Here is a 23,480-nt window from a genome sequence, read left to right on the forward strand (position 1 = left end):
ATAGTGTGCAGAGGCTAGTACGTATCGGGTAGTGCGTGTAGACAATTTTTCAACCCGATCTGGTAGACGATTCTGCCGAACAGGCGGTAGACAACCTGACCAACAGGTCAGTATTTTCTTGAAACAAGCCGAGTTCTCTGACCAATGTGGCCATAATAGAGAGTTTTCGCACGAAAAAGAGGTTGCAACGGTGTTGCAACGTGACGCAGATAACTATATCGATGCGTCTGGCGTGCAGGTCATTCGCTTTTTCGGCTCGGGTGAACTGCCACCCCCCACATACGGAGCAGTGGATGACGGAACCAGTCCTTGACCCAACGGTTGACTACCCGCTGAGCATCAATCGACAAGATCTTCTTTCCACCCCCACAGGCAAGTCGATCAGTGCGATTACGCTCGACGCTGTCGTGGCCGGAGAGGTATCACCTGAAGACTTGCGAATCACTCCCGCCACGCTGCGCCTTCAGGCGCAGATCTCGGAGAAGGTCGGCCGAAAGCAGTTGGGCGCCAACCTGAGGCGGGCGGCGGAGATGACCCAGATCTCCGACGCCCGGGTGCTTGAGATCTACAACGCCCTGCGACCGAACGCATCGACCAAGGCCGAGCTCGAAGAGATCGCCGAGGAGTTGACGTCGCAGTACGGAGCAGAGCACCTCGCGGCCCTGGTGCTCGAGGCGGCAGATGTCTACGAACGTCGCGACATTCTGGCGACGAGCGAATAGGAGAGAACGAATGACCGCATCACCCGTGTCCGAAGTAGCCGGCGAAGGACCACGTCGGTCCGCTCGCACCATCGTCCTTGAGGACCGCCCAGTCAACCTCGACGGATTCGTCGAAGAGTGGCCCGAGGTCGGCCTGGTCGCCATGGACAGTCCCTTCGATCCCCAGCCCAGTATCAAGGTCGAGAACGGGGTCGTCGTCGAAATGGACGGGGTCGCCCGAGCGGACTTCGACTTCATCGACCAGTTCATCGCCGACAAGGCCATCGACGTCGAGACGACAGAGGCGTCGATGGCCATCGATGCTGCCGCGATCGCGCAGATGCTCGTCGATCCCAATGTTTCTCGCAGTGAAGTCATCGCGGTCACGAGCGGCCTTACACCGGCCAAATTGCTCGCGGTAGCCAAGGCTATGAACATCGTCGAAATCATGATGGGCATGCAGAAGATGCGCGCCCGTCGCACCCCCGCCAACCAGGGGCACTGCACCAGCGCGCGGGACAACCCGCTGCAGGTCGTCTGCGACGCGGCGGAGGCGTCGATTCGCGGCTTCTCCGAGGTCGAGACGACCCTGGGCGTGGTTCGCTACGCGCCGCTGGTGGCAATGGCGCAGCAGATCGGCAGCCAGGTGGGCACCGGCGGCCCGTTGACCCAGTGTGCGCTGGAAGAGGCTACCGAACTTGACCTGGGCATGCGAGGAATCACCGGGTATGCCGAGACCATCTCGGTGTACGGCACCGAACCGGTGTTCGTCGACGGAGACGACACCCCGTGGTCAAAGGCCTTCCTTGCTGCTGCCTACGCCTCCCGCGGAATCAAGATGCGCTTCACCTCCGGCACCGGATCGGAGGTTCAGATGGGCAACGCCCAAGGAAAGTCCATGCTGTACCTCGAAATTCGATGCATCTTGATCGCCAAGGGAGCCGGTGTTCAGGGGTTGCAGAATGGCTCGATCTCGTGCATCGGTGTTCCGGGTGCTGTTCCCGCGGGCATCCGCGCGGTGGCCGCCGAAAATCTCATCGCCTCCGCAGTCGACCTCGAATGTGCTTCGGGCAACGATCAATCCTTCTCGCACTCGCCGATGCGCCGCACGGCACGCTTGATGCCGCAGATGATGCCGGGCACCGACTTCGTGTGTTCGGGCTACTCCACGCACCCCAACTACGACGACATGTTCGCCGGTTCGAATCTCGACAGCGACGACTACGACGACTTCAACACCATCCAGCGTGACCTCCAGATCGACGGTGGATTGCGGCACGTACGCGAGGCAGACATCCTCGCGGTGCGTCGCCGCGCGGGCGAAGCACTGCAGGCGGTGTTCACCTACTTCGATCTCCCGCGAATCACCGACGCCGAGTTGGAAGCTGCCGTATACGCTAACGGCAGCAAGGAACTACTGCCTCGCGACGTGCTCGAGGATCTCAAAGGCGCGCAACAGATCATGGATCGTAACGTCACCGGTCTCGACTTCGTCAAGGCTCTAGAGGCAACCGGGTTCTCCGATGTCGCCGAGAATCTCCTTGCGGTACTGAGGCAGCGTGTATCAGGTGATCTACTGCAGACATCGGCAATTCTGACCCGTGAACTGAACCCCCTTTCCGCGGTCAATGACGCCAACGACTACAGCGGGCCGGCTACCGGATATCGCCCCAGCGGCGCTCGCTGGGAAGAGATGAAACGTCTGCGCCACGTGACCAGCGCGGCCAATCCGGAACAGGAGGTCGAGTGATCATGACTGCAACTGAGCGACGCTCGCTGTCTTTCGTCGAGGTTGGCGAAGCGGTGAAAGGTATGCGCAGTGACGAGGTCGTGCTGGCAATCTCCCCGGCCTTCGCAGACTTCTTCAGCCAGACAATCGTCGGGTTGCCGCACGCTGAAGTGGTGCGCCAGATGCTGGCCGGTATCGAGGAGCAAGAAGTGCATGCCCGGTGTGTCAGGGTAAAGCACAGCGCCGACCTTGCGGTACTAGCTCACACGGCGGCGAAGCTGTCGGGCTCAGGCATCGGCATCGGCATCCTCTCTCGCGGAACCACGATGATCCATCAGCGTGACCTTCCTCGGTTGTCGAGTCTCGAGTTGTTCCCCCAGAGTCCGCTGCTGACTCTGGAGACATTCCGAAACATCGGCTCCAACGCTGCTCAGTACGCCAAAGGTGAGTCTCCGGAACCAGTTCCGACGCTCAACGACCAGATGGCGCGGCCACGCTGGCAAGCCAAGGCGGCACTGTTGCACCTGAAAGAAACTGAGCGTGTCGACAAGCGGTGCAAACCCACCGAAGTGACGCCGGATTTCTCTGCTTCGGCAACGGGATAGAAAGAGTCCAGAAGTGACGAACGTATCCGTGGTGGGCGTCGACATCGGCAACTCGACCACCGAAGCCAGCGTGGCCAGCATCGATTCGGCGGGGACGGTCTCGTACCGAGGCGTAGCCCTGACGAGGACGACTGGCATCAAGGGCACGGTGAAGAATGTGGAGGGCGTCGTCAAATCGGTGATGTGGGCCCTCGATGATGCCGGTATCAGCCCCGCCGACCTCGACGTGATCCTCCTCAACGAAGCCACACCAGTGATCAGTGGGTTGGCGATGGAGACCATCACCGAGACGATCGTCACCGAATCGACGATGATCGGGCACAACCCACGAACGCCTGGTGGTAAGGGACTCGGAGTCGGAACTATCACCGATTTCGAGTCCCTACCGGAGGTAGGGCCCGGCGAGCCCGTACTAGTTCTGGTGCCGCATATCTTCGATTTCGATCATGTTGCGCAACAGATCAATACGGCCGTGCTTCGTGGCGTAAACGTCACCGGGGCGATTCTCGGCAACGACGATGCCGTCCTTGTGGCCAACCGGCTTTCGGTACCAATCCCAATCATCGACGAGGTCGGGCGGGTCGACGCGGTCCCGGTCGGCATGCTGGCCGCAGTCGAGGTAGCTGCCCCGGGGCAATCAATACGTACTCTCTCCAACGCGTACGGATTGGCCACTATCTTCGGGCTCGATCCCGAGCAAACCCGAGTCGTCTCGCCTGTTGCCCGCGCACTCACAGGTAACCGCTCAGCTGTCGTGGTGCGGACGCCGTCGGGCGATGTCGAGGACCGAACGATTCCCGCGGGCTCGTTGGACCTTGTCGGAGCGAAGCGGTCGGCAGTCGTAGATGTGTCACGAGGAGCTGTGGAGATCATGGCCGAGGTGGAGCGTGTCAGCCCGCTTGTCGACGTGCACGGCGAGGCTGGCACGAACACTGGGGGGATGATTTCCGGGGTTCGCCAAGGCATGGCCGAGTTGTCAGGTCATGACCTCGACGATGTTCGCATCCAGGATCTCTTGGCAATCGACACCCATGTGCCGCAAGAGGTTCGAGGTGGCGTGGCTGGCGAAGTCACCCAAGAGAACGCTGTCGCACTGGCGGCAATGGTGCGAACAAAGGAAAGTGGCATGAAGGCGGTCGCGGAAGCCGTTGAGTCGGCTCTCCGCGCGCAGGGCGCTACCAAGGTCACTGCGATTGTTGGAGGCGTCGAAGCGGAAATGGCGGTGCTGGGTGCGCTGACCACGCCCGGCACTGACAAGCCGTTGGTGGTTCTCGATCTCGGTGGCGGCTCGACGGATGCAGCGGTGCGCGGAATCGACGACAAGACCGATGCCACGCACCTTGCGGGTGCTGGCGACTTGGTCAACAAACTGATCGACGCCGAACTCGGTCTGGACAACCTGGAGCTAGCTGAAGAGGTCAAGCGATGCCCACTGGGAAAAGCTGAGAGCTTCTTTCACGTCAGGCTTGAAAACGGGGCAGTCAAATTCTTCGACAAACCGCTTCCATCGACGACCTACGCCCGCGTCGTTGCGCTCGGTGAGGACTCGATGAATCCGATCCCGACCCGCCATTCGCTGGAGCGAATACGAAATGTGCGCCGCACCGCTAAGGAAAGGGTTTTCGTAGTAAACGCGTTGCGCGCGCTCCGCGCGGTTGCCCCTGCCGGAGATCTCCGCCGTATCGGATTCGTTGTCCTTCTGGGTGGGTGTGCTCTGGACTTCGAGATCCCCGAAATGATCGCTGATGCCTTGGCTCCATACGGAATCGTGGCCGGCACCGGAAATGTCCGCGGTACGGAAGGACCGCGGAATGCGGTTGCCTCAGGCTTGGTGGCCTCCTACGCGGCACGAGTCGCCGCTGATCACAAGCCAAACGAATCCGCGGCGGTACGCATCATGAATGAAGGAGTTGCCGCCGGTGCTTGAAGGTGGACAACCGCAGAAGCCGGTCATCTCGATCTTCAGTTGTGGTGACACCGCTCTGGAGCGTGAGGTGCTCGCTGGTATCGAGGAAGAGGGGGTTCCTTCGTCTATCGATCGGCGCGGCGGTGAGACGCACAGTGATGCGTACAGCCTGGCTGTGGAGGCTTCTCGCTTTTCTCCACTGGACGTCGGGATCGGTATCGGCCGCAGCGGCGAGATCTGCGTTCACTACGAGAAGTTCACCACAGCGATAGATGGCCTGTCGTATGCTGCCGGTGACGGCAACCGGGTAATCGCTCGGATTGCTGGACACAACGCAGCGCGACTGGTCATTGGTATTCCGTTGCGGAAGGTCCGGTCATGAAACAGAAGGCCCGATCATGAAAGGGCCCGGAAATAATGATATCTCGGCCACTCGTGATGGTGTGGTGAAGGCACTGTGCGCACTTAATGACACGACCAAAAGGCAGCAGTCTCTGCTCAATAGCTGTTCGGATGCCGAATGGCTCGGCGAAGATGAGCGACGCGCGGTGCGCAGTCTACTTGATGCATTGATCGAGCACCGGCGACGTGTGAGGGTGATGATTCGGCTATGGCGCAGTCTCTGCCTTGATGATGTGCTCGAGGAGGGGCTGGTTCGCGAGACCTCTCAGATCATCGACGAAAACCGCTATTTCGTTCCGCACGTTGACAAGTGGCGAAATGCCGTGATTAAACGAGAAGGTCTAGAGCGCGAACTGTTCTGGCGCGGCATGATTGATCTCGCACAGGCGAACCTCGGGGAGTCCGTTGTACTCGGCGAGCAATGTGTGCAGTGACCTCGGCTCCTGTTCGGGTAGCACACGCGGTGGTTGTCGTTGGTACCAGCGCAGGCGGGTGGTGGGCTCCTCAATGGCGGCAAGCGCAGAACTGTGTGAGTCCAGCTTGTTGTCCGGTCTCTCCAGACTTCCGCGCGAGGCGGTGTTTTGAGAGGTCAGAGGTGATCGCTCCGTGGCCATCGATCGGGCCGCATCTTGGTTATTATCTCGATGCTCGGCCGCAGTGGCCGGTCATGCAAAGCTCTGTGGCGAAGGCGGATACGTTGTCATGACGGTGTACTTCATCGGTGCCGGTCCGGGGGCGCCCGATCTGATTACTCTGCGCGGTGCGCGAGCACTTGCGTCGTGCTCCGTATGTCTGGTAGCCGGCTCTTTGGTACCAGAGGAGATGCTAGAGATGTGTCCGCCCCACGCGACCATCATCGACACAGCGCATATGCCGTTGGAGCAGATCGTCGCGAGTATGGTCAACGCTCATCACGCCGGTGTCGACGTTGCTCGGCTGCATTCGGGTGATCTCTCATTATATTCGGCGATCACCGAGCAAGTGGCCGCCGTCCGCGCGGCTGATGTCCCCGTCGAGTGGATTCCAGGGGTGCCGGCGTTCGCAGCGGCAGCGGCTGTGCTGGAGAACGAGTTGACGGTTCCGGGAGTCGGTCAGAGTTTGCTCATCACCCGGGTGTCCACCTTGTCGACAGATATGCCTGTTGGCGAGGATCTCGATTCGCTCGCGGCTTCCGGTGTCACCCTTGCACTGCTTTTGGCGGCGCATCAGGCCGAAAGCATCGCCAACACGCTCATTCCACATTATGGTGCTGAATGTCCAACAGCGACTGTGGCTTTCGCGACTCAGCCGCAACAGAAGATTGTTCGGTGTCAGCTTGCAAATCTGCCTGCCTCACTTGCCGATTCCGATATTCGACGCACCGCGGTAATCTTTGTCGGTACTGCACTCGCTGCTGAACAGCCCGATCGGGTCGACAGCTACCTGTACTCGATGGCGCGTATGGCCAAGTTACGTAACCGCAACCGGGTTCCCGAGATCGGTTGATGTGTCTGGCTTCTCAGTACTTAGATGCGCATTCATGGTCTCGACCCGCGTGGCGAGATTTTCCAGTGGTCAGCTGACTGGAGGGCCGCATCGACCGGAAGTCCGCTTGCTCAAGACACCTGGTATCAAGAATAGCGGTGGGATCACCGGAATCTTGAGTTAGGTGCATGACAAACCACCAACCAATGTCATGGTAGATGGCAACCTAACTCGTTGATGCGATCGTGACGTCGATAGCGTCTATGCAAGTGCCTGCGTGGCCGGCAGCTTTGAGAAATGCCTCACTGTGGGACCCAATCCGACTTTGCTTGGGGCACCCTATGGCCCACACACGCAGGTAGCCCTGCGCGGCCTCACGTCTACAAACACTGACACCCTGGTTCAGGACCAGGGGTCGACCCGCGAGTTGGAAGTTGCACGTTACCGAGGCTGGCGGACTTGGGTTGCCGAATCCACATGACTGCGAACTGTGCGTTGGGTCTCGTCATGGTCGAGCGCCCGTCCATCTTGTTGGCCAGGTCGTCGTCGAATCGCAACGTCGACGACGACCTGGTAAGCCGTGGTTGCGCTAATTACACTCCGACAGTCAAAGGCGACCGCAGTCAGTGAGTCTCAGTCAGTTGTCGGCCCTTCATGACGTCGCGAAGTGTAGACGAAGTCCCCGGCCGGACGGCGGACATGTGTAGTGGACGACGACCCGACGATCAGCATCGTGCGCATGTCGACAACGGAGGGATCGAATTCGGCCACAGTGGTCACGGTCAGCGATTGTTCTGGACCGCCGACGTCGCGTCCAAGGATCATTACTCTATTCCCAGTTCCTGCTTCAACGAGAAGTTCTTTCAACGCGATGACCTGCCATGTCCGGCTCTGTGAACCAGGATTGTAGATGGCAATAACGAGGTCGGCGGCGACCGCGTACCGGATTCGCTCGGCGATCACCTCCCATGGTTTCAGTCGGTCGGACAGCGAGATCACTGCGAAATCGTGACCGAGGGGTGCGCCAACCGCGGCGGCTACCGCGTTCGCTGCCGTCATACCTGGGACGACCCGCACCGGGACGTTGTTCCAGGCTTCCTCGGAAGCGACTTCGAGAACCGCGGAGGCCATCGCGAACACACCAGGATCGCCGGAGGAGACAACCACGACGCGCGCCCCATTCTTTGCGAGATCTAAAGCCATGCATGCCCGTTCGGACTCCACGCGGTTGTCGCTGGAATGGATTCGTTGTCCAGAGCGGGGTGTGACACGTTGTAGATAGGTTTTGTAGCCGACCAGATCGGTAGCCAACGCAAGTTCGGTCGCAACCTCAGGGGTAGTCCAGGCATCGGCTCCGGGACCCAAGCCGACGACGACCACTTCACCTCTCGCCGTTGCCGATCCCGAAGATGTCGGGTTGTTGAGCAGGCCCGGAATCACGATCATAGAGAAGTAAGGCACCTCGGTCGCGTCGACTTGCTCGACCGGCATTACTCGCTGCCCGTCGGTAGATGCCCTCTCCACATACCACGCTCGGTCGAGTAAACCTGCCCGAGTGAGGGCCTCTCGAGCCTTTTCGAAGTTGCTTCCGAGTTTCATGATCGCAGCAGCTTGGCAGTCGCGTAACCTGCGCACTAGTTCCTCGAGGGGGAGGGTGCCGGGAAGTACCGTCACTGTCTCTTCGGCTTCTACCAAGGGGAGTCCGACAGCTGCGGCCGAAGCGCTGAGAGAAGTTACGCCAGGGATGATTTCGACGGGGAAGCGAGTGCACAGCCGTTTGTGAATGTGCATGTAGGAGCTGTAGAAAAGTGGATCCCCTTCGGCGAGTAGAGCAACGTGACGCCCGGCCTCGAGGTGCTGTGCCAGGGTGGCGGCCGCATCGGTGTAGAAATCGTTGAGCGCCCCGCGGTAGCCGCCAGGATGATCGGTCGCCTCTACGGTCACCGGATACATTAATTGCTCGTGTATCTGTCCTTCCCGCAGATAAGGCTGAGCGATTGACAGAGCGACACTGCGCCCGTGCCGGGCACAGTGAAACGCGATCACGTCCGCATCTCGGATTGCCGTTGCGGCACGTACTGTCACCAAATCGCTGTCGCCGGGGCCGAGCCCCACGCCACAGAGCGTGCCGGGACTGCGCGGGGGATTCATCATCAGGCCATGGTAAGGCGTGTGCGTTGGGTGATGGAACCGCAGCGCCCGCCAGGCGCGAAGTTCAGCGAAAACCTCACCGCTGGTTGAGGTCATGCGGCTATACGGCACTGACAGCAGCGATTGTCCGTAGGATAATTTGGTGCTAGATGCCGTTGTTGCTGCCGCTGTGTTGTTCGTCGGCACGAACATCGACGCACTTGTCACCGGCACCATGCTGACCGCTGCCGCCTGCATGGGCAGGTCGGCCGATATCGCCCGCATCTGGGGCGGGCAGCTCATCGGGCTTGTGATACTGACCGGCGTATCGATGTTCATGGCGACAGGATTGCGTGTGCTGCCGCCCGTCGTATTCGCGATCATCGGCCTCGTTCCCTTGGGGTTGGGTATCAAGAGGATGGTCTCGGCGATCTGGTCGGCTCCTGACGGAAGTTTCCAGGCACGTGAACCAGTCGGGTTTGGTGGGTGCGTCGTCCTGGCGTTGGTCTCCGGGGGAGACAACTTGGCGGCTTATTCTGTTTCTTTCCAAGGCTTTTCGACATCACGAATAGTAGTTACACTTTGTGTTTTCGTAGCCGGGGCATTGCTGTGGTCGGTAGTCGGAACTATTGCGGCATCAAGACCGGTCGTGTTGCAAACACTGTCCAGGGTCGAACGATGGTTGGTTCCAATACTCTTCATGGTCGTCGGGATACTTGCGATCACTCGGGCCTTGACGATCGTTACCAGGTAGGTAACCCGCAGCAGCGGCGGTGAAAGATTCGTCCTGGACGATGACTGTGTGATGTCGGCTGCTGTTCCAATAGGCACGCGCCCGATCGATTCGTTCGGAAACCTGTTAGATGGGTGCGCTTTTAGAGACGAAACTGCACTCGACGTTAATGTTCGAAACGTACAGTTGCGTCTACCGAGGTCGGCAATTGCTCACTTCGAGTCGACGCGTGACCGCCGGCGACCTGAGCTGTGCGCCATTGCGGCGCTGGAGGGGTCGAAACCTTTTACTCCTATGTCGTACCTAGCGCGAAGACAACGCCGATGCCGTCGTTGTTGGTCGCCATCAGGTGGCTGGACAGTTATCGGAGAGTGGATTGTCTCGCAAACCATGATCGTCGAGCGAGGCAAACCACGGACGGACATTGAAGACATGCGGCGCTTCGGAGAGGCTGATAGGGCTGATTCGTTCGTGGTCGGCGAAGGTAGGAAGCGGCCCCGGTGGCGCACGTGAGGAAGGCAGCGGTATCTCGATTGCCACATAGCTACAGGGGTCTTAAAGGGGGATCGCAAGATGCTGCTCGGCTATATCCTCGCCGCGTTTGTCATTCTGCGGTAGATGCCAGCGCGTTGACAGCGGCTGCTGTTATCGCGGAGCCGCCGCGTCGGCCGAGCACGGTGATGTACTCGAGATCGGTGCGCGCGGCGAGTGCGGCGCTCGATTCTGCGGCGCCGATGAATCCGACAGGTGCACCGACGATCGCGGCCGGCATCGGACCTCCCGCATCGATGAGTTCGAGTAGCGCGTAAAGAGCCGTGGGTGCGTTGCCGATGACGACCACGGCCCCTTCAAGCTTCGGGGTCCACAGTTCGACCGCGGCAGCTGTCCGAGTCGTCGCCATCTGCTGGGCCAACTTCGGAGTACGTGGGTCGCTCAGTAGACAGAGCACATCGTTGTCGGCAGGGAGTCGGGTCCTCGTGATGCCCGACGCGACCATCGCGACGTCACAAAGAATAGGTGCGCCGCCAGCGAGTGCGGTACGCGCGGCGCTGACCGCGCCCCCGCTGATGCGGACATCGCGAGTGAGGTCGGTTTGTCCTGCAGCGTGGATCATGCGAACGACGACAGATTCGGCGTCGGCGGTGAATCCGCTCAGATCGGACTCGGCGCGAATCATCGCAAAGGAGCGCCGGTAGATCTCGGCGCCGTCGGTGATGTAGTCGTAGGTGGTGGTCACAGGCACCAACGTAGGTTAGAGCCTCATGCTGTCGGCGAGCGACTGCGAAGGGAATCAAACGTCGGGTCAGCGCCAGAAACTCAACCTTCGGCCAGGTTTTGGCGGCGAATACTTCCGGCTCGTGACGTGGCGGCTAGATTTTGACGATGTCGTTCTTTCTTCCGCAGCGAACCTGAGGTCGCTGCGATGCGCACGCTACGCCTGATCGGTATCGGGCCTGGTGATCCCCGTCAGATCACCATCGAAGCCATAGAGGCGTTACAAGATGTCGATGTGTTTCTGTCGATGGACAAGGAACGTACCAGGAACTGCGGTGCGGCAAACAAGTCGCTTAGCGATGCCAGACGGGAGATCTGCGCGCGATATCTGCAGGGGCGTGAGCCACGCTTTGTCGAGATCGACGATCCGCCCCGTGCGCCCAATCCCGAAGACTACGACGCCGAAGTTCGCCGGTGGCACACGGAGCGCGCAGTCCGAGTCGCCACTGCTCTGGCCGAGCACACCGCCGAGGACGGGATTGCGGCATTTCTGGTGTGGGGAGATCCATCTCTTTATGACAGCACATTGCGGATTGCCGAACAGGTTCGTGAACTTGGCCAGCTCAAGTTGCAGGTTGAGGTGGTAGCGGGCATCAGTAGTGTCGCGGCTCTGACTGCAGCGCACCAGATTCCGGCCAACCGGATCGGAAAGCCCATTCACATCACCACCGGGCGCCGGCTGGCGGAGGGCGGTTCGGGGCAGTGCGGCAATCAGGTGGTCATGCTTGATGCAAACTGCAGTTTCCAGCACAGCGCAAATCCGGGTGACCGTATCTGGTGGGGTGCCTATCTGGGGACTCGCGACCAGATTCTGATCTCGGGAACTATAGAAGAAGTCGGTGCCGAGATCGTAGCTACCCGCGCACGAGCGAGGGAACAAATGGGTTGGATCATGGACATCTATCTGGTGCGCAGCAATGACGATTGAGCCGGATGATGCCGTGCTCGCTGGCGCCGAGGGTTGTGATGCGGCTGAGGGCATGACCGAAGACTGGCTTGCCAAGGTGCATGCAGAGTGGGTTCGAGCCGTCGAGCGCAGTCTCGACTGGAGGTGGGTGCGAAGTGGAGACTGAAGGTAGCCAGACGAACGGCAGCATCGGGCCGGCGGGAACAAACCGATCCGAACGTGCAGAGCGTGTTTCGTGCCTCCAAATGGTGCGCATGATCCACCATGATGTTCAGGTGCGACGTGGTCCGTGCCGGCGGCGCAAGGCCTTGCAATCGACGCGGCGTCACCGTTTCCGCCTCGGAGTTCTGCGTGGCTTGTGACGTCGATAGACGCCCGATGTGCGTGAACTGGTTGCGACCGAACCGATTTACAGGGTCTTACGGAACGGCGGCCTCATATCTGCTAGCCGGACCGGGTGTCCGTTGAGCGTTAGCTTGGCTTGGTCAGGCGCGTCTTCTGTTCAGGAGTCGGCTTCGTCGCGTTCCGGCCTTCCAGTCGGATAAGGTGAGCTAGATGCCAGCGATCTGCTGCGTCGAACCCGGACTATAATTCGAGATGATATGTCTGCGAGTTTATTTCGGTGTGTGAGATAACTAAGTGAACCGTCTAATGCTGCTTCAGGCGGTGGCCAGGAAATGGCTATGTGTTCTACACTTCCAGGAAGATTTTGACGAACATTCGGTCTGTCGATCACGCCACCGCTGCCCGTGGAGGCGGACGATTGAGCCGCGCTGTCAATGCCGGCAAACCGACTAGAAGATGCTCTATCACGACACTGTCGTACGTGAATCAGCTTCAAAAGAGGATCTCAGCTCGCATCCAGCAGAGTCGATCGGTGCGAAGGTTTGCTTCGGTCGAAGTTCGGTGGGGGCCAAGGCTCCCGAATCTTTGGGTGCCTATTGGGATCTGCAATGATTCTGAATCCGTGTTTCGGTGCACGTCAGGATGATTCGACCCTGGAGGTATGGCGAAGCGCTTCGTCGAACAGCGCGGAGTCCGTGACAACGGCAGCCGCGCGAAACTGGACGTCCGAACGGCGCGGCGCAGCAAGCGTCCCTAAAACTGTTGCACTACTATGTTTTTCGACTGAAGATTGACGTTCGCGGCGTAGGCGGTTGAGGCGATTCAGGAGGCAAACTAGTTCGCAGATAGACGAAGTAGACCTCTTACGTGAGATGAAACGGTGATCCATTGGCGTATCGGATCCTGAGAACAATGGACAGGCGTCGCTTGATGAATCCGAGTTGACGGCACGAGCGCTTATCGCTGGATCGCGAGGTAAGTCGTTGTCGAGCATCGTTTTCCGCACAGATCGATCGGAGCATTGGGGAACTGATTTAGGCCAGGAGTGTTGGAAAGATCAGAAAGGATCCAGAACATGGTGTGGAGAACGGATCCGCCGGTCCTCCCACACACAAAGCCTGTTGGCGCCGCCGGTGTGTAAAGTGCGTTATTTCGGCCAATTGCCTGATGTCTCGTCCCGACGAGCGAGTCGACTCATCAGATGCTGAATCCTCATCGGATCTTCATCCACTGGACAGGCGGGTGAGCACACATTCTGCCTAGGGCGCCCAGAGGGAACACGGCAACTCCATCAACCACACCTAGGCACTGGCAGTGCGCTGACCCGTCAGTCCGACAGCCACAGAACGGACCCGCAATCATGAGTAAGCCAATCGATATGTCTGGGGAACGTGCACCCGCAGCAAGGACGATGCGGCAGCAATACAGAGCCGCTGTCACCAAAGCGAAAATACTCAACGAGTCAGCCAAAGTGTTCGACGCTATCGGATACAGTGCCACCAGTATCAACGACGTGATCGGCACGAGCGACCTCACCAAAGGCTCTGTGTTCTATCACTTTCGATCCAAGGAGTCGATCGCTCAACACCTCGTCCACGACTGGTCCAGCGCCGCCGAGGCAGTATTCGCTGAAGCGGGCACGGCCGCCGAATTGCCGGCCGAGCAACTGCGATCCGTATTTCTCAATCTCGCTCACCGTGTCGAGAATGACTTACTTCTGCGCGTCGGAATGAAACTGACAATCGAACCTGCAGTCGAGGGAGCACACCAAGCATATCGGGAATTGGTAGATGCGACCGCAGGCGTCGTCAACGCGGGTATTGCACACGGCAGCATCGCCGACACCGCTCGCAGTCGTCGTCTCGCCTGGAACCTGTGCGCCGGATTGACCGGCGCGGTGAACGTCGCCCCAGTTTCTAGAGAGGGCATCGACTTTCTAGCCAGCATCGACGACCTGATCGCTGCGCATCTAGGCCTCGTTGTAGAGCGATGAATGGCCTGGCAGTTGATCGCTCCGGTCCTGGTCGACACTCCGAGTTGGTGATGATGGGAAGGGCCAATCCGGCTCGTACCGCTGAGACCGGCGAGGATGCGGACATTCAGAAGCAGTTGGCCGCAAAACCGTCATCCAGGCCAAAGACAGGGTGCAGAGTTCGGCGGGCCAATGGACCCGCCGCACATAACCGGCATTTAAACACTGCCGATCGCGGCCCAACCATGATGCTGACCAACGGTGTCGGGGAACTCGGCCACGAGATGTGATGCGCGGCAACCTGGACCAACGATCGTGCAGTGCTGTGCGATGTCCAGACACTATCTGTCGGCTTGTATCGGTCCCAGGTTATGTTGGCGGGCTTTGGTGGTGCTCGTGACGTGGTGGTTTTTTTGAACCAGGCCGTCAGAGTGGCTGGGGGCGCGCCACAGGGTTGGCATGTCACTGCCGTCGGTGTTGCTGAGGTTGCGGATTCCGTCCGCGTCCATGGCAAGGATGTTGGCGAAGTGTCGTCGGTTTGCTTCGTCGAGTCCATCCGGGAGGTTGTCTCCACCGGTGATCGATGCAGCGGCGGTGTCTAGGTAGCGGGCGATACGCAGGAGCAGCAGTCGAGGGACTGAGACTAATAATTCGTTAGCGTCGGCGCAGATCATGCCGAGGGCGGAAAGCAAAGACAGGCCGGCTGCAGTTGATTTGTCGCTGAGGTTGATGTGGGCGACTTTGAGGGCTTCGGCCAACGTTGCGGTGGTCAGTCCTACGGCGGCGACGGGCATGGAGATAGTGCGTTCAAAGTCGATCAGGTTGGTTTCGGGGGCTTCGTCGGAGAATGACAACGCCAGTGATTGCGCGAATGCGGCGAGATGTTCGTCGGTGAAATCTTGTTGCGCGTCGTGGCGGCTGACCCGCATCAGTGTGGAGAGTTCAGAAAGCTTGGCATCGAGAATCTTCTGGGCTTCGATGTCAGTTATCGTGAGTCCGAGATCGACCAGGGCCGCACGGAGGTCCCTTGATCGGGTGGCCAGCCAGGTGGATCCGGGACTCATCGTCTGTTTCCTTACTCGTGATGATAATTCGTCCTTGGTGAGCATAGATCGGTCCACACTGTTGTGCGGGCATCGACGGGCCGCGATAGACGTGGTTGGCATTTTCCTTGTGCTTGTTAAAAGCCTACGAGGCCAAACCACCTACGCGCTTGAACACGGTCAAGAGGGTCGACCTCTCGCCAATGCACGGGAGTTCGCGTGCACGCTTGATCGCGAGAGCAGTGCACGCACGAGAATCGAGAGATCCACCGTCACACGCCCAGCAGTGGCCGAAGGTTGATCGAGACGAAAGCGAAAGCATGCCAGCGCCGGAGATCTTGCGAGGGACCGTTCTGGTGCTGCTCGCCATCTGCATCGTGTTCTCGATCATGGCGCCAAACAGTTTCCCAGAGTGGGGCAACATCCGACAGATCATCCAGAACGTCTCCATCCTGGCCGTGCTCGGAATCGGATTGACATTCGTCATCGTGACCAGCGGCATCGATCTCTCGGTTGGATCCATACTTGTGTTCTCCGGAGTCGTCGCAGCCAAGACCATGGCCGCTGTCGGTGGAAACGGTTGGGGGGTGGCGAGTGTCGGAATCGTGGTGTCGGTACTGTGCGGGCTCGCATGGGGATTACTGAACGGATTCTTGATCGGGAAGGCCAAGGTTCCCCCACTCATCGTCACCCTCGGTACGCTTGGCGGAGCACTTGGGCTGTCCCAGGTCGTCACCGGCGGCGTTGACATCCGAGACGTGCCACCCGTCTTGGTCGACACCATCGGCTACGGAAATCTTCCCGGCACGACCGTCCCTTTGATCTCCAGCATCGCACTCCTTCTCGTGGTGACTTTCGGAATCGTATTGCACCGCACCAAGTTCGGTCTGTACACGTTCGCTGTGGGATCGAAGGAGCAGTCGGCCAGGCGTGTCGGAATCAAGGTGGACATGCACCTAGTCAAGATCTACGCTATGTCGGGCGCGCTGGCAGGGCTCGCAGGCATACTGTCTCTATCGCAGTACGGCACAACGGCAATCGCCGCCAGTCTCAGACCAACCTGAACGTGATCGCCGCAGTCGTGATCGGCGGAACCAGCCTCTTTGGCGGTATCGGCACGATGTTCGGCACCGTCGTAGGCCTCTTCATTCCCGCCGTTCTCCAGAACGGGTTCGTTATCGTCGGCGTCCAGCCCTTCTGGCAGCAGGTTGCTGTCGGCGCCGTTCTGATCGCCGCCGTCTACTTCGATCAGCGGCGACGTGACGCGGCCAGCCGTGGCCAATCCAGCAGTTCGCTCAAGAGACTCTGGTCCCGAAGTCCGTAGTTCAACCTCGCGAAACTCCAGTCACCACTTCACAAGAAAGCCCATCATGTCCACATCACGCACCACTGTCGTTGCACTGAGTATTGCTTCCGTCTCCGCGATGTTTCTCGCCGGGTGTTCGTCGAACTCGGGTGGCGACAGCAACAAGATCGCGTTCATTCAAGGTGTCAGTGGCGACGAGTTCTACATCAGCATGCAGTGCGGTATCGAAGCAGCCGCGCAGAAGGCTGGGGTCGACGTCGACGTTCAAGGACCGGTGAAGTTCGATCCCACGCTGCAGAAGCCCATTGTCGATTCGGTCGTCGCATCGCGGCCTTCGGCGATCTTGATCGCACCTACCGACGTTGCAGCGATGCAAGCACCACTCGCTGCAGCCGCGAACGCCGGAATCAAGATTGTCCTCGTCGACACGACCCTCGATGATCCCTCGATTGCGGTATCCGCGATCTCGTCGGACAACAAGGGCGGCGGAGCCGAGGCATTCAAGGCGATCGCAGACTTGAATCCCAACGGAGGAAAGATCCTCGTTATCTCGACGGACCCGGGCATCTCCACCGCCGACGCGCGCGTCGCGGGTTTCGAAGAAGCCGCAGAAGCGAACAAGGCCTTCGACTACCTCGGTGTGCAGTACAGCCACAACGATCCAGCCGAGGCGGCGCGCCTTGTGTCTGTTGCGCTTTCGAAAGATCCCGATATCGTCGGCATCTTCGCGGCCAACACCTTCGCGGCCGAAGGTACCGCGACCGGAGTTCGGCAGGCAGGTAAGCAAGATCAGGTCAAAATCGTCGGGTTCGACGCAGGCCCTGCTCAGGTGAAGCAACTCCGCGAGGGAACGGTACAGGCGCTGATCGCACAGCAGCCGGACACCATCGGCCAAGATGGAGTCGAGCAGGCGCTGGCCGCAGTGGACGGCGAGCCTGTCACTGCTGATATCGCAACGGGATTCCACGTGATCACTGCCGCCAACATCGACGGCGTCGGTGCGCAGTACATCTACAAGTCCGCTTGCTGAACCGACCAAGTACCGCGGTGGTGCTCCTGGCGGCGCGTGCCCGGGCGCACCACCGCTCACCATCGAGACTAGAACGCGGTCACGATCGCATTGCGGCGCTTCCTGAGATACCTCCGGAGGTCATGCAGTTGCTCTGCCGTCTGTCCACATTCGCTGCTCGCCTCAGTCGGTGTATTCGCTCGAACCCCGAGCGCACTACTCATCTGTACGCCCAGTAGTCCGAGCGCCCGAAGAATTTGGATTGCATTGAAGATCGGAGCATCGGTGCCCGGTTATGAAGAGATCTATAATCGCCGCTGGCGTGTTATCGCCGGCGACGTCGGTCAGTCGACACCAGGTTGGTCAACGGTTTGACGCCGTTCATGCGATCGAAGTCTTAGGGGCGGGCGCTGCGGTCGACGAGCGATTGATGACGCCGCATCGACCGGAGACAGAATCTTATGTGCTGTAGGAAGATTGACAGAACCTTCCGTAGCTCTGCCCGACCAGCTCCGCGAGTCTGCGGCTCGCATCCGTAAGTCGCGAGAGTGGATATGCGCCATCTGAGTGGTCAAAGCGAGTTCACGGTCGGGGAAGTCAACTCGCCGTCCCGAAGGCGTTGACAGCGTCAACGCCGGTGGCGATTTTTTCTACGACAACGCTTGGCGCGCCTGTCATGGCGGTCGAGACGGCGAACGCGTCATCGAAGACGTCTTCCAAATCTAGGATCTCGACGTGAAGTTCTTTTGATAGCGCTTGTTGAACAATTGTCCGTCCGATAAATGGATCCCCTCCACCACTGGATCCGAGAATCGCTGCGCAGGCTGTCAGGTCCACCAGATTTTCATGATTCAGTTCGAACCACCTCGTGCTCCCAACAGGAGGTCGCCGACTGCTTTTACCCGGACGCGCATCGCGTTCCCGGGCAGGTAGGCAAGTGGTACTTCATCGACTTCAACGACCCGGATACTGTCTCTGGATGCGCCGGCGGTCATCGCCTTGTCTGCCGCCTCTTGCTTTGCTGCCGTCAAGACAGATTCCCTCTGGCCCGCTGGTACCGCGAAGATTCGGTCAACTTCGCCACCCACTTGAGCGATAGCGGCCCCGATGGCGTTCGCAACAGCGAAGTTCTCTGGGCGATGAACAACGCTGGCACAGTCCAACTCTGCCGGCACTAGAATGGAGCCACCTCCGACCGCCACTACCTCGACGGGGTCGTCCGAAGTTCGCATCTGGTCGACGGTCTGATCGAACTGCATCTTCATGAGGCCTAGTACTGCTGCGATCGTCGAGTCGTCGAGGTGCGCGACGAGACTTGCGTCGCCGATATCGGCGAGGTCTGCTGCTACGACGACGTCGGTGGCTGTGAGCGTAGGTCCTCCAAAGACCAAGGATTCCTGCGAGATTCGATATCCAACTGAGTCTGGTCCTACAGTGATCGGGGCGGACGGACCTTCTGGCAATCGGATTCTCGAGCCACCTCCGAGTCCGATTGACAGTACGTCTGGCATCCGAAAATTCGTGCGAATTCCCTCTATCTCGACCGCGCGTGCGGCCTCGCGGGGAAATCCATTCTGCAGGACACCGACGTCCGACGTCGTGCCGCCGATGTCGATCACTACACACTCGTCGAGGCCCGTTAAGAACGCTGCGCCGCGCATTGAGTTGGTTGGGCCTGACGCAAATGTGTTAACTGGGTATCGCCTTGTGTATTCGAGATCCATGACTGTCCCGTCGTTCTGGGAAACGAAGAGCGGGGCATCTATCCCTAGTTCCTTGAACGCGGCAACGAGTGCTGAACAGATCTTTGTTGCAAGGTGACGTAAGGCAGCGTTGAGGACTGCGGCATTTTCGCGCTCGAGGAGTCCAAGTCTGCCGATTTGGTGGGACAAGGTGACTGCAAGATCGGGGTGCTGCTCCGCGATGAGTGTTTCGGCGAGGAGTTCGAACTCGGAATTGACCGGGGAATATATTGACGAAATGGCGACGCTGTTGGCGCCGTTTGCTACGGCTTTGCCCACTGCCGCCATCAGTTCGGTGGGTTTGAAGTCGCTGATGACCCTGCCGTCGAACTCATGGCCGCCGTGAATCATGAAGACTTGGCCATCGATGGCGTTCAGGATCCGTTGGGGCCAACCGACCAGAGGAGGGAGCCCAGTTCCTGCCGGTAGTCCCAACCGCACGACGGCCGTCTTTGCGAGGTGCTGGGCTTCGACTAGTGCGTTGACGAAGTGAGTGGTACCGATCATGACAGCGTCGATATGATTGATGCGGTCGGCTGTATGTCGTAGTTCGGTTACAGCTTTCGTGATACCGCTGGTGACATCCAGAGTCGTCGCTGACTTCGTAGCGGCAACTACGGTTGTGCCGGACATTAGTGCTGCGTCAGTGTTTGTTCCTCCGACATCGATTCCTATTATCATTGCTTTTCTCCGCTCGCGTCGGTTCGACTTGCCGAGGCTTGAGCAGGTCGGCTCCGACGCTCAAGACAGGCCCTGTGGGTGCCAGGGAGACGAGAACGAGATCGTCGACGCTATGGCGACGACTCCGTTGAGGTGTCTGATACCCGTCACGCTACGAGTGACACACGCTGTTGTCAGTAGGTATACTGCTCTTCTCAGGTTCTCGATGGTAGTCGCTCTGACACCCTCGCATCAGGGCTGTTGAGTGATGTTGAAGCCGAATCCGATCCGCGAGTAGCTGAAGGTTCGGTATTTCACCTCGGACCTAGACAGGTTAGCTACGAGGAGTTTTGGAGCGTCGATTCGTTGGTCGTGAATCCGTCAACGTGCACAGTCAAGTCGATGGGGATTATCGAATGTGGGAGCTACGCCGCGAAGATCTCGAGGCTGTGGCGGTTGGCGCCGGCCTTCTGGGTTCAGGCGGTGGCGGAGATTGCTATTGGTTCCAAAGAATGGCTGACCATGCGTTCGAAGGAATCGAATCACTGCAGATTGTCGAAGTGGCTGATCTTCCAGACAATGCATGCGTGGTCAGTGTTGGGATGGTTGGATCCTTAACGGCACTGAATGAGAAGCCTCCTTCCGGCGCTGAACTCACGCTGGCAGCAAAGCGCTTGCTGCGGGATGTTCGGAGCGACAGATCAATTTTCGTTGCAGGATTCGAATGCGCAGGCACAAACGCGTTTTCGGCTCTCATAACGGGAGCTACGTCGAGCATCCCAGTCGTTGATGCTGACGCAATGGGGCGTGGTTTATCGTGGCTCGACCAGACAACGTATGACTCCGCGGGTGTCAGCATCTGTCCGTTTGTGCTCACTGATCCGAGCGGACATACCGTTCTGTATGAAAATTTTCGGGGACGGGATGCCGAGAGATTCATCAGAGATTCGGCGGTGCTTATGGGAGGGTGGTGTGCCTGTGCCGGCTATCTCGCTGATCGAAATCAAGTCGCGCGATTCGCGGTGATCGGTACCCTTTCTCGCGCGCATGAGCTTGGTCGTTCGACACTCCGAGGCGGTCGGATAACCCCGGAGCACCCATTGGTCGCTGAGCACAGGGGACGAGTTATCGGGAGTGGTCGCGTCTCGGAGGTGGTGTGGCGAGTCATTTCTGAGGGCGGCATCGGATCGATTGTCATTCGCTCCACCCACCCCCAAGTATCGGTTCTCCGGGTGGAAGCCCGCAATGAGTTCCTACTTGTCCTCGACGCCGGAGTTATCGTTGCCCGCACGCCGGAGATCATCTGTCTACTCCGCACCCGTGACGGATATCCCTTACTGGCCGAGAGTATTTCGGTAGGAGAGGAAGTTGAAATCCTGGTGCTCCCTCCGCCACATCGCTGGACGGACCCTAAGTTCTCGAAGAGCGTCGAACCCAGCGCGTTTGGTCTATCGCATGAAATCTGAGGCAATCGGGGGATGCACGGTACGTCAACTTCTCACACTTCCTTTCTTGGAAAGGGGACAGCTGCAAGGCGGCGCCGCGGGTCTCGAGCACATGGTGTCCGATTCTTGTGTGGTCACTCCTGCCAGCCTTGATGCTGTGCAGAAGTGTTCAATAGTTTTCCTGACTTCGACTGACACGTTGGAGGCCGAATTGGCGCTCCCTCGGTTGCGCGAGCAAGATGCCGCGATAGTGGTTGTCAATCAGGATGTCTTGCTCTCCACACAATGGTTGTCCGACAGGCTTGATCTGCCTTTACTGCGCCTGGATAGCCGCGATCTACTGGCGGTGGCCCTGCAGGCCAAAGTACATTTGCGGCATCAAGACGTGGACCATGGACTGGTGTGCTCGACCGTCGCACGACGATTAGTGCGTTCCGGTGAAACCCCTGCGGCAGTCGTCCGAGTTCTGACCGCACAGCTATCGTGTGCCATCACCATCGTCGGGCTGTCGTCAGTGGTGTTGGCGGGAGCACCACTACCGGTTGACCTGCGCATCGACCTACACGCGCCGAGGTGGATTAAGCATGGGGACCTGACGTACATTGTCGTACCCTCACCTCAAACGAAAGGGCCTGTGTCGCAGATTTGTTGTGTCATACACGCACCAGGTCATACGCAGGCTTCCCGTATGGCGCTTTACGAGGACGCGGCGCAGTTGGCGGTCCTACGATTGGCGGCTTGGTCTGCGCAGTCGGCGCTGGCCGCGGCCTGGGATCAGGCCAGTCAAGGGGCGCTTCTCACTCAGCTGATTGACACAGAGGAACTGAGTGGTGTGCGGGCGCAACAAGCGCTCGCCCTTGGATGGAAGGTGGATGGGTATCACGCCGCTGTGGTCATTCGCCCAGAGTCCGTAACGACTGCATCTTCCCATCCTGCCGAGATTCTATTCGAGCTCCAACGGAGCCTGTCGCAACGCGGCTTTTCATCTCCGACCATCCCATTCGGGGACGGCTGGGTATGGTGGATTACCGAGCCCGTGGAGCCTCAACCAGCGTCTGTGCGGGCCAAGATGAAGGAGATCAACCAACTTCTTCGAAGTCTGCAAGAGTACGAGTTAGTGGCGGGTCTCAGTTTGTATCGAATCGGAGTGCGGGGTTTGGCGCACTCGATATCTGAGGCCGGAAAATTGGCGCGACTCGCAGGACGAGGACCAGGTCGTCGAGTTCTCGAAACAGCGGAAGGTTCTAGCCCTCGGCAGTTTGTACTGGCTGCAGTTACAGATGAATTGGCACATCGCCGGGCACACATGCTGCTGCAACCATTGTTGGAACCGAAGCAGCAGTCTCTGATAGATACGTTGAATATCTACCTCTTGAATGAATGTTCGACAACGGCGACATCGGCGCAGCTTGGTCTACATCGCAACTCCGTGATCAAAAGGTTGGTGAGAATCGAGTCAATTCTTCAGGTCGACCTTTCGGATTCAGATACGCGCCTGGCGCTCCGCCTTGCTTGTAAAGCGCTCTGACAGCTTAAACTTGGGCGGTTGGCTTGATAGGCCGACACGATCCTCCGGTTGGTGTGAAAGTCTCCTCGATCGACCGTCTGAACCGCCACCGGTGGTGGGGGCGCCAGTTGGTCGACGAAGGTCGGAGATCTGTGGCTTCGTTTTCGGCACTGAGGTTTTCAGATCGTATTGGCACAACGGGTGTAAAACTCAGCGGTGTCCGATTGACGCAGCGAAGACCCACCATCGTGGCAACCTTGCACCGCGCCGCCTAGGCCGAGATACCACCAACCGTAGGAGTTAGTGACAAAAAGTGACGGCTTCATGGCTCCGACAGGCAAGGCGATGTTGAGAACCTCCCTCACTAGTTGACGAATCCTTCGGTCGTCGTCGGTGTTTACGATCGTAGGTCCTCTCGATCCGGTCACGATCGCCACCTGCAAGTGTTCCTGAGTCGACCACCGATCGACGGTCGAGGACATTCTTCTGCAGCAGTGACAAGAATGATTCCACCGCAGCATCGCGACTGCGCGCTCCGGCCCTGTGTCAATGGCCACGAAGTTCTCCCCGTAGGCGGCCAGTAGTTCTCCCCGCTGGTG

Annotated in this window: 22 protein-coding genes and 1 pseudogene; 17 read left to right on the top strand and 6 right to left on the bottom strand. The window is 59.1% G+C overall.

Annotated elements, in window-relative coordinates; translation table 11 throughout:
• Positions 1–293 precede the first annotated feature (293 nt).
• The 8 genes from QRN54_RS30345 to QRN54_RS30380 all read left to right on the top strand — a co-directional run bounded on the left by QRN54_RS30345 (position 294) and on the right by QRN54_RS30380 (position 7,437).
• A complete protein-coding gene (locus QRN54_RS30345; RefSeq protein WP_032399710.1) occupies positions 294–722 on the top strand; it encodes a diol dehydratase small subunit in 429 nt (142 codons plus the stop codon).
• 10 nt (positions 723–732) lie between these two features.
• The gene (locus QRN54_RS30350) at positions 733–2,451 is read left to right on the top strand and encodes a propanediol/glycerol family dehydratase large subunit (RefSeq protein ID WP_052061362.1); all 1,719 of its coding nucleotides are present in this window, start codon (positions 733–735) and stop codon (positions 2,449–2,451) included.
• Between the two features lie 2 nt (positions 2,452–2,453).
• Entirely contained in the window at positions 2,454–3,035 is a 582-nt protein-coding gene (locus tag QRN54_RS30355) for a propanediol/glycerol family dehydratase medium subunit (protein ID WP_032399712.1), read from the top strand.
• A 13-nt stretch (positions 3,036–3,048) separates the two neighbouring features.
• The gene (locus QRN54_RS30360) at positions 3,049–4,962 is read left to right on the top strand and encodes a diol dehydratase reactivase subunit alpha (protein ID WP_052061363.1); all 1,914 of its coding nucleotides are present in this window, start codon (positions 3,049–3,051) and stop codon (positions 4,960–4,962) included.
• Complete coding sequence (locus QRN54_RS30365) at positions 4,955–5,323, top strand: glycerol dehydratase reactivase beta/small subunit family protein (protein ID WP_032399800.1); 369 nt, start codon at positions 4,955–4,957, stop codon at positions 5,321–5,323. Before QRN54_RS30360 ends, QRN54_RS30365 begins: the two co-directional genes overlap by 8 nt.
• A gap of 16 nt (positions 5,324–5,339) precedes the next feature.
• Positions 5,340–5,777: a hypothetical protein gene (locus QRN54_RS30370; protein ID WP_054186928.1), complete on the top strand. Its 438-nt coding sequence runs from the start codon at positions 5,340–5,342 to the stop codon at positions 5,775–5,777.
• 268 nt (positions 5,778–6,045) lie between these two features.
• Complete coding sequence (gene cobM / locus QRN54_RS30375) at positions 6,046–6,828, top strand: precorrin-4 C(11)-methyltransferase (protein ID WP_032399801.1); 783 nt, start codon at positions 6,046–6,048, stop codon at positions 6,826–6,828.
• A gap of 456 nt (positions 6,829–7,284) precedes the next feature.
• Positions 7,285–7,437: a hypothetical protein gene (locus QRN54_RS30380; protein WP_157092602.1), complete on the top strand. Its 153-nt coding sequence runs from the start codon at positions 7,285–7,287 to the stop codon at positions 7,435–7,437.
• 3 nt (positions 7,438–7,440) lie between these two features.
• On the opposite strand, the gene QRN54_RS30385 is transcribed toward QRN54_RS30380, so the two are convergent.
• The gene (locus tag QRN54_RS30385) at positions 7,441–8,961 is read right to left on the bottom strand and encodes a precorrin-2 C(20)-methyltransferase (protein WP_032399714.1); all 1,521 of its coding nucleotides are present in this window, start codon (positions 8,959–8,961) and stop codon (positions 7,441–7,443) included.
• A 232-nt stretch (positions 8,962–9,193) separates the two neighbouring features.
• Between QRN54_RS30385 and QRN54_RS33690 the strand changes: the two genes are divergently transcribed.
• On the top strand, positions 9,194–9,691 hold the full coding sequence (locus QRN54_RS33690) for a cadmium resistance transporter (RefSeq protein WP_350318893.1): 498 nt from the start codon (positions 9,194–9,196) through the stop codon (positions 9,689–9,691).
• A 583-nt stretch (positions 9,692–10,274) separates the two neighbouring features.
• Here the strand turns inward: QRN54_RS33690 and QRN54_RS30390 are convergent.
• On the bottom strand, positions 10,275–10,913 hold the full coding sequence (locus tag QRN54_RS30390) for a precorrin-8X methylmutase (RefSeq protein ID WP_371828100.1): 639 nt from the start codon (positions 10,911–10,913) through the stop codon (positions 10,275–10,277).
• 180 nt (positions 10,914–11,093) lie between these two features.
• Between QRN54_RS30390 and cobF the strand changes: the two genes are divergently transcribed.
• The 3 genes from cobF (at position 11,094) to QRN54_RS30405 (ending at position 14,190) form a co-directional block, all read left to right on the top strand.
• Positions 11,094–11,873, top strand: a complete 780-nt coding sequence (cobF, locus tag QRN54_RS30395) for a precorrin-6A synthase (deacetylating) (RefSeq protein ID WP_032399716.1) — start codon at positions 11,094–11,096, stop codon at positions 11,871–11,873.
• The gene (locus QRN54_RS30400) at positions 11,863–12,018 is read left to right on the top strand and encodes a hypothetical protein (protein ID WP_157092601.1); all 156 of its coding nucleotides are present in this window, start codon (positions 11,863–11,865) and stop codon (positions 12,016–12,018) included. Before cobF ends, QRN54_RS30400 begins: the two co-directional genes overlap by 11 nt.
• Positions 12,019–13,557: 1,539 nt before the next feature.
• Positions 13,558–14,190: a TetR family transcriptional regulator gene (locus tag QRN54_RS30405; RefSeq protein ID WP_080736408.1), complete on the top strand. Its 633-nt coding sequence runs from the start codon at positions 13,558–13,560 to the stop codon at positions 14,188–14,190.
• 320 nt (positions 14,191–14,510) lie between these two features.
• Here the strand turns inward: QRN54_RS30405 and QRN54_RS30410 are convergent, their stop codons facing one another.
• Positions 14,511–15,278, bottom strand: a complete 768-nt coding sequence (locus QRN54_RS30410) for a hypothetical protein (RefSeq protein ID WP_230593398.1) — start codon at positions 15,276–15,278, stop codon at positions 14,511–14,513.
• 254 nt (positions 15,279–15,532) lie between these two features.
• Between QRN54_RS30410 and QRN54_RS30415 the strand changes: the two genes are divergently transcribed.
• The 3 genes from QRN54_RS30415 to QRN54_RS30425 are packed head-to-tail and all read left to right on the top strand — an operon-like array spanning position 15,533 to position 17,548.
• The gene (locus QRN54_RS30415; RefSeq protein ID WP_052061367.1) at positions 15,533–16,276 is read left to right on the top strand and encodes an ABC transporter permease; all 744 of its coding nucleotides are present in this window, start codon (positions 15,533–15,535) and stop codon (positions 16,274–16,276) included.
• 2 nt (positions 16,277–16,278) lie between these two features.
• Positions 16,279–16,536 (top strand): ABC transporter permease, encoded by a 258-nt coding sequence (locus tag QRN54_RS30420; RefSeq protein WP_052061368.1) that lies wholly within the window; start codon positions 16,279–16,281, stop codon positions 16,534–16,536.
• Between the two features lie 46 nt (positions 16,537–16,582).
• A complete protein-coding gene (locus QRN54_RS30425) occupies positions 16,583–17,548 on the top strand; it encodes an ABC transporter substrate-binding protein (protein ID WP_032399717.1) in 966 nt (321 codons plus the stop codon).
• Between the two features lie 576 nt (positions 17,549–18,124).
• Here the strand turns inward: QRN54_RS30425 and QRN54_RS30430 are convergent.
• Positions 18,125–18,364 (bottom strand): S-methyl thiohydantoin desulfurase domain-containing protein, encoded by a 240-nt coding sequence (locus QRN54_RS30430; protein WP_032399718.1) that lies wholly within the window; start codon positions 18,362–18,364, stop codon positions 18,125–18,127.
• A gap of 14 nt (positions 18,365–18,378) precedes the next feature.
• Positions 18,379–19,950, bottom strand: coding sequence for a hydantoinase/oxoprolinase family protein (locus QRN54_RS30435; RefSeq protein WP_032399719.1), 1,572 nt, complete (start codon positions 19,948–19,950; stop codon positions 18,379–18,381).
• Positions 19,951–20,345: 395 nt separating this feature from the next.
• Here QRN54_RS30435 and QRN54_RS30440 point away from each other — a divergent pair, with 395 nt between their 5' ends.
• Together QRN54_RS30440 and QRN54_RS30445 are read left to right on the top strand one after the other, a co-directional pair.
• Entirely contained in the window at positions 20,346–21,395 is a 1,050-nt protein-coding gene (locus tag QRN54_RS30440) for an S-methyl thiohydantoin desulfurase family protein (RefSeq protein ID WP_054186927.1), read from the top strand.
• 46 nt (positions 21,396–21,441) lie between these two features.
• A complete protein-coding gene (locus QRN54_RS30445) occupies positions 21,442–22,902 on the top strand; it encodes a PucR family transcriptional regulator (protein WP_181991972.1) in 1,461 nt (486 codons plus the stop codon).
• A gap of 363 nt (positions 22,903–23,265) precedes the next feature.
• Here the strand turns inward: QRN54_RS30445 and QRN54_RS30450 are convergent.
• Positions 23,266–23,424 (bottom strand): annotated as a pseudogene (locus tag QRN54_RS30450) (IS3 family transposase); the annotation flags it as partial.
• Positions 23,425–23,480: the final 56 nt, after the last annotated feature.

The organism is Rhodococcus sp. MEB032 (assembly GCF_030208925.1).
In the GTDB taxonomy this organism is placed as follows: Bacteria; Actinomycetota; Actinomycetes; order Mycobacteriales; family Mycobacteriaceae; genus Rhodococcus_F; species Rhodococcus_F qingshengii.

What these genes read in the sequence shown, in the direction of transcription:
- QRN54_RS30405 (WP_080736408.1), top strand. Translation starts at nt 13,558, where the DNA reads ATGAGTAAGCCAATCGATATGTCTGGGGAACGTGCACCCGCAGCAAGG.
- cobM (WP_032399801.1), top strand. Translation starts at nt 6,046, where the DNA reads ATGACGGTGTACTTCATCGGTGCCGGTCCGGGGGCGCCCGATCTGATT.
- QRN54_RS30435 (WP_032399719.1), bottom strand. Translation starts at nt 19,950, where the DNA reads ATGATAATAGGAATCGATGTCGGAGGAACAAACACTGACGCAGCACTA.
- QRN54_RS30425 (WP_032399717.1), top strand. Translation starts at nt 16,583, where the DNA reads ATGTCCACATCACGCACCACTGTCGTTGCACTGAGTATTGCTTCCGTC.
- QRN54_RS30370 (WP_054186928.1), top strand. Translation starts at nt 5,340, where the DNA reads ATGAAAGGGCCCGGAAATAATGATATCTCGGCCACTCGTGATGGTGTG.
- QRN54_RS30400 (WP_157092601.1), top strand. Translation starts at nt 11,863, where the DNA reads ATGACGATTGAGCCGGATGATGCCGTGCTCGCTGGCGCCGAGGGTTGT.
- QRN54_RS30355 (WP_032399712.1), top strand. Translation starts at nt 2,454, where the DNA reads ATGACTGCAACTGAGCGACGCTCGCTGTCTTTCGTCGAGGTTGGCGAA.
- QRN54_RS30380 (WP_157092602.1), top strand. Translation starts at nt 7,285, where the DNA reads ATGACTGCGAACTGTGCGTTGGGTCTCGTCATGGTCGAGCGCCCGTCC.
- QRN54_RS30345 (WP_032399710.1), top strand. Translation starts at nt 294, where the DNA reads ATGACGGAACCAGTCCTTGACCCAACGGTTGACTACCCGCTGAGCATC.
- QRN54_RS30415 (WP_052061367.1), top strand. Translation starts at nt 15,533, where the DNA reads ATGCCAGCGCCGGAGATCTTGCGAGGGACCGTTCTGGTGCTGCTCGCC.
- QRN54_RS33690 (WP_350318893.1), top strand. Translation starts at nt 9,194, where the DNA reads ATGGGCAGGTCGGCCGATATCGCCCGCATCTGGGGCGGGCAGCTCATC.
- QRN54_RS30385 (WP_032399714.1), bottom strand. Translation starts at nt 8,961, where the DNA reads ATGATGAATCCCCCGCGCAGTCCCGGCACGCTCTGTGGCGTGGGGCTC.
- cobF (WP_032399716.1), top strand. Translation starts at nt 11,094, where the DNA reads ATGCGCACGCTACGCCTGATCGGTATCGGGCCTGGTGATCCCCGTCAG.
- QRN54_RS30350 (WP_052061362.1), top strand. Translation starts at nt 733, where the DNA reads ATGACCGCATCACCCGTGTCCGAAGTAGCCGGCGAAGGACCACGTCGG.
- QRN54_RS30410 (WP_230593398.1), bottom strand. Translation starts at nt 15,278, where the DNA reads ATGCTCACCAAGGACGAATTATCATCACGAGTAAGGAAACAGACGATG.
- QRN54_RS30440 (WP_054186927.1), top strand. Translation starts at nt 20,346, where the DNA reads ATGTGGGAGCTACGCCGCGAAGATCTCGAGGCTGTGGCGGTTGGCGCC.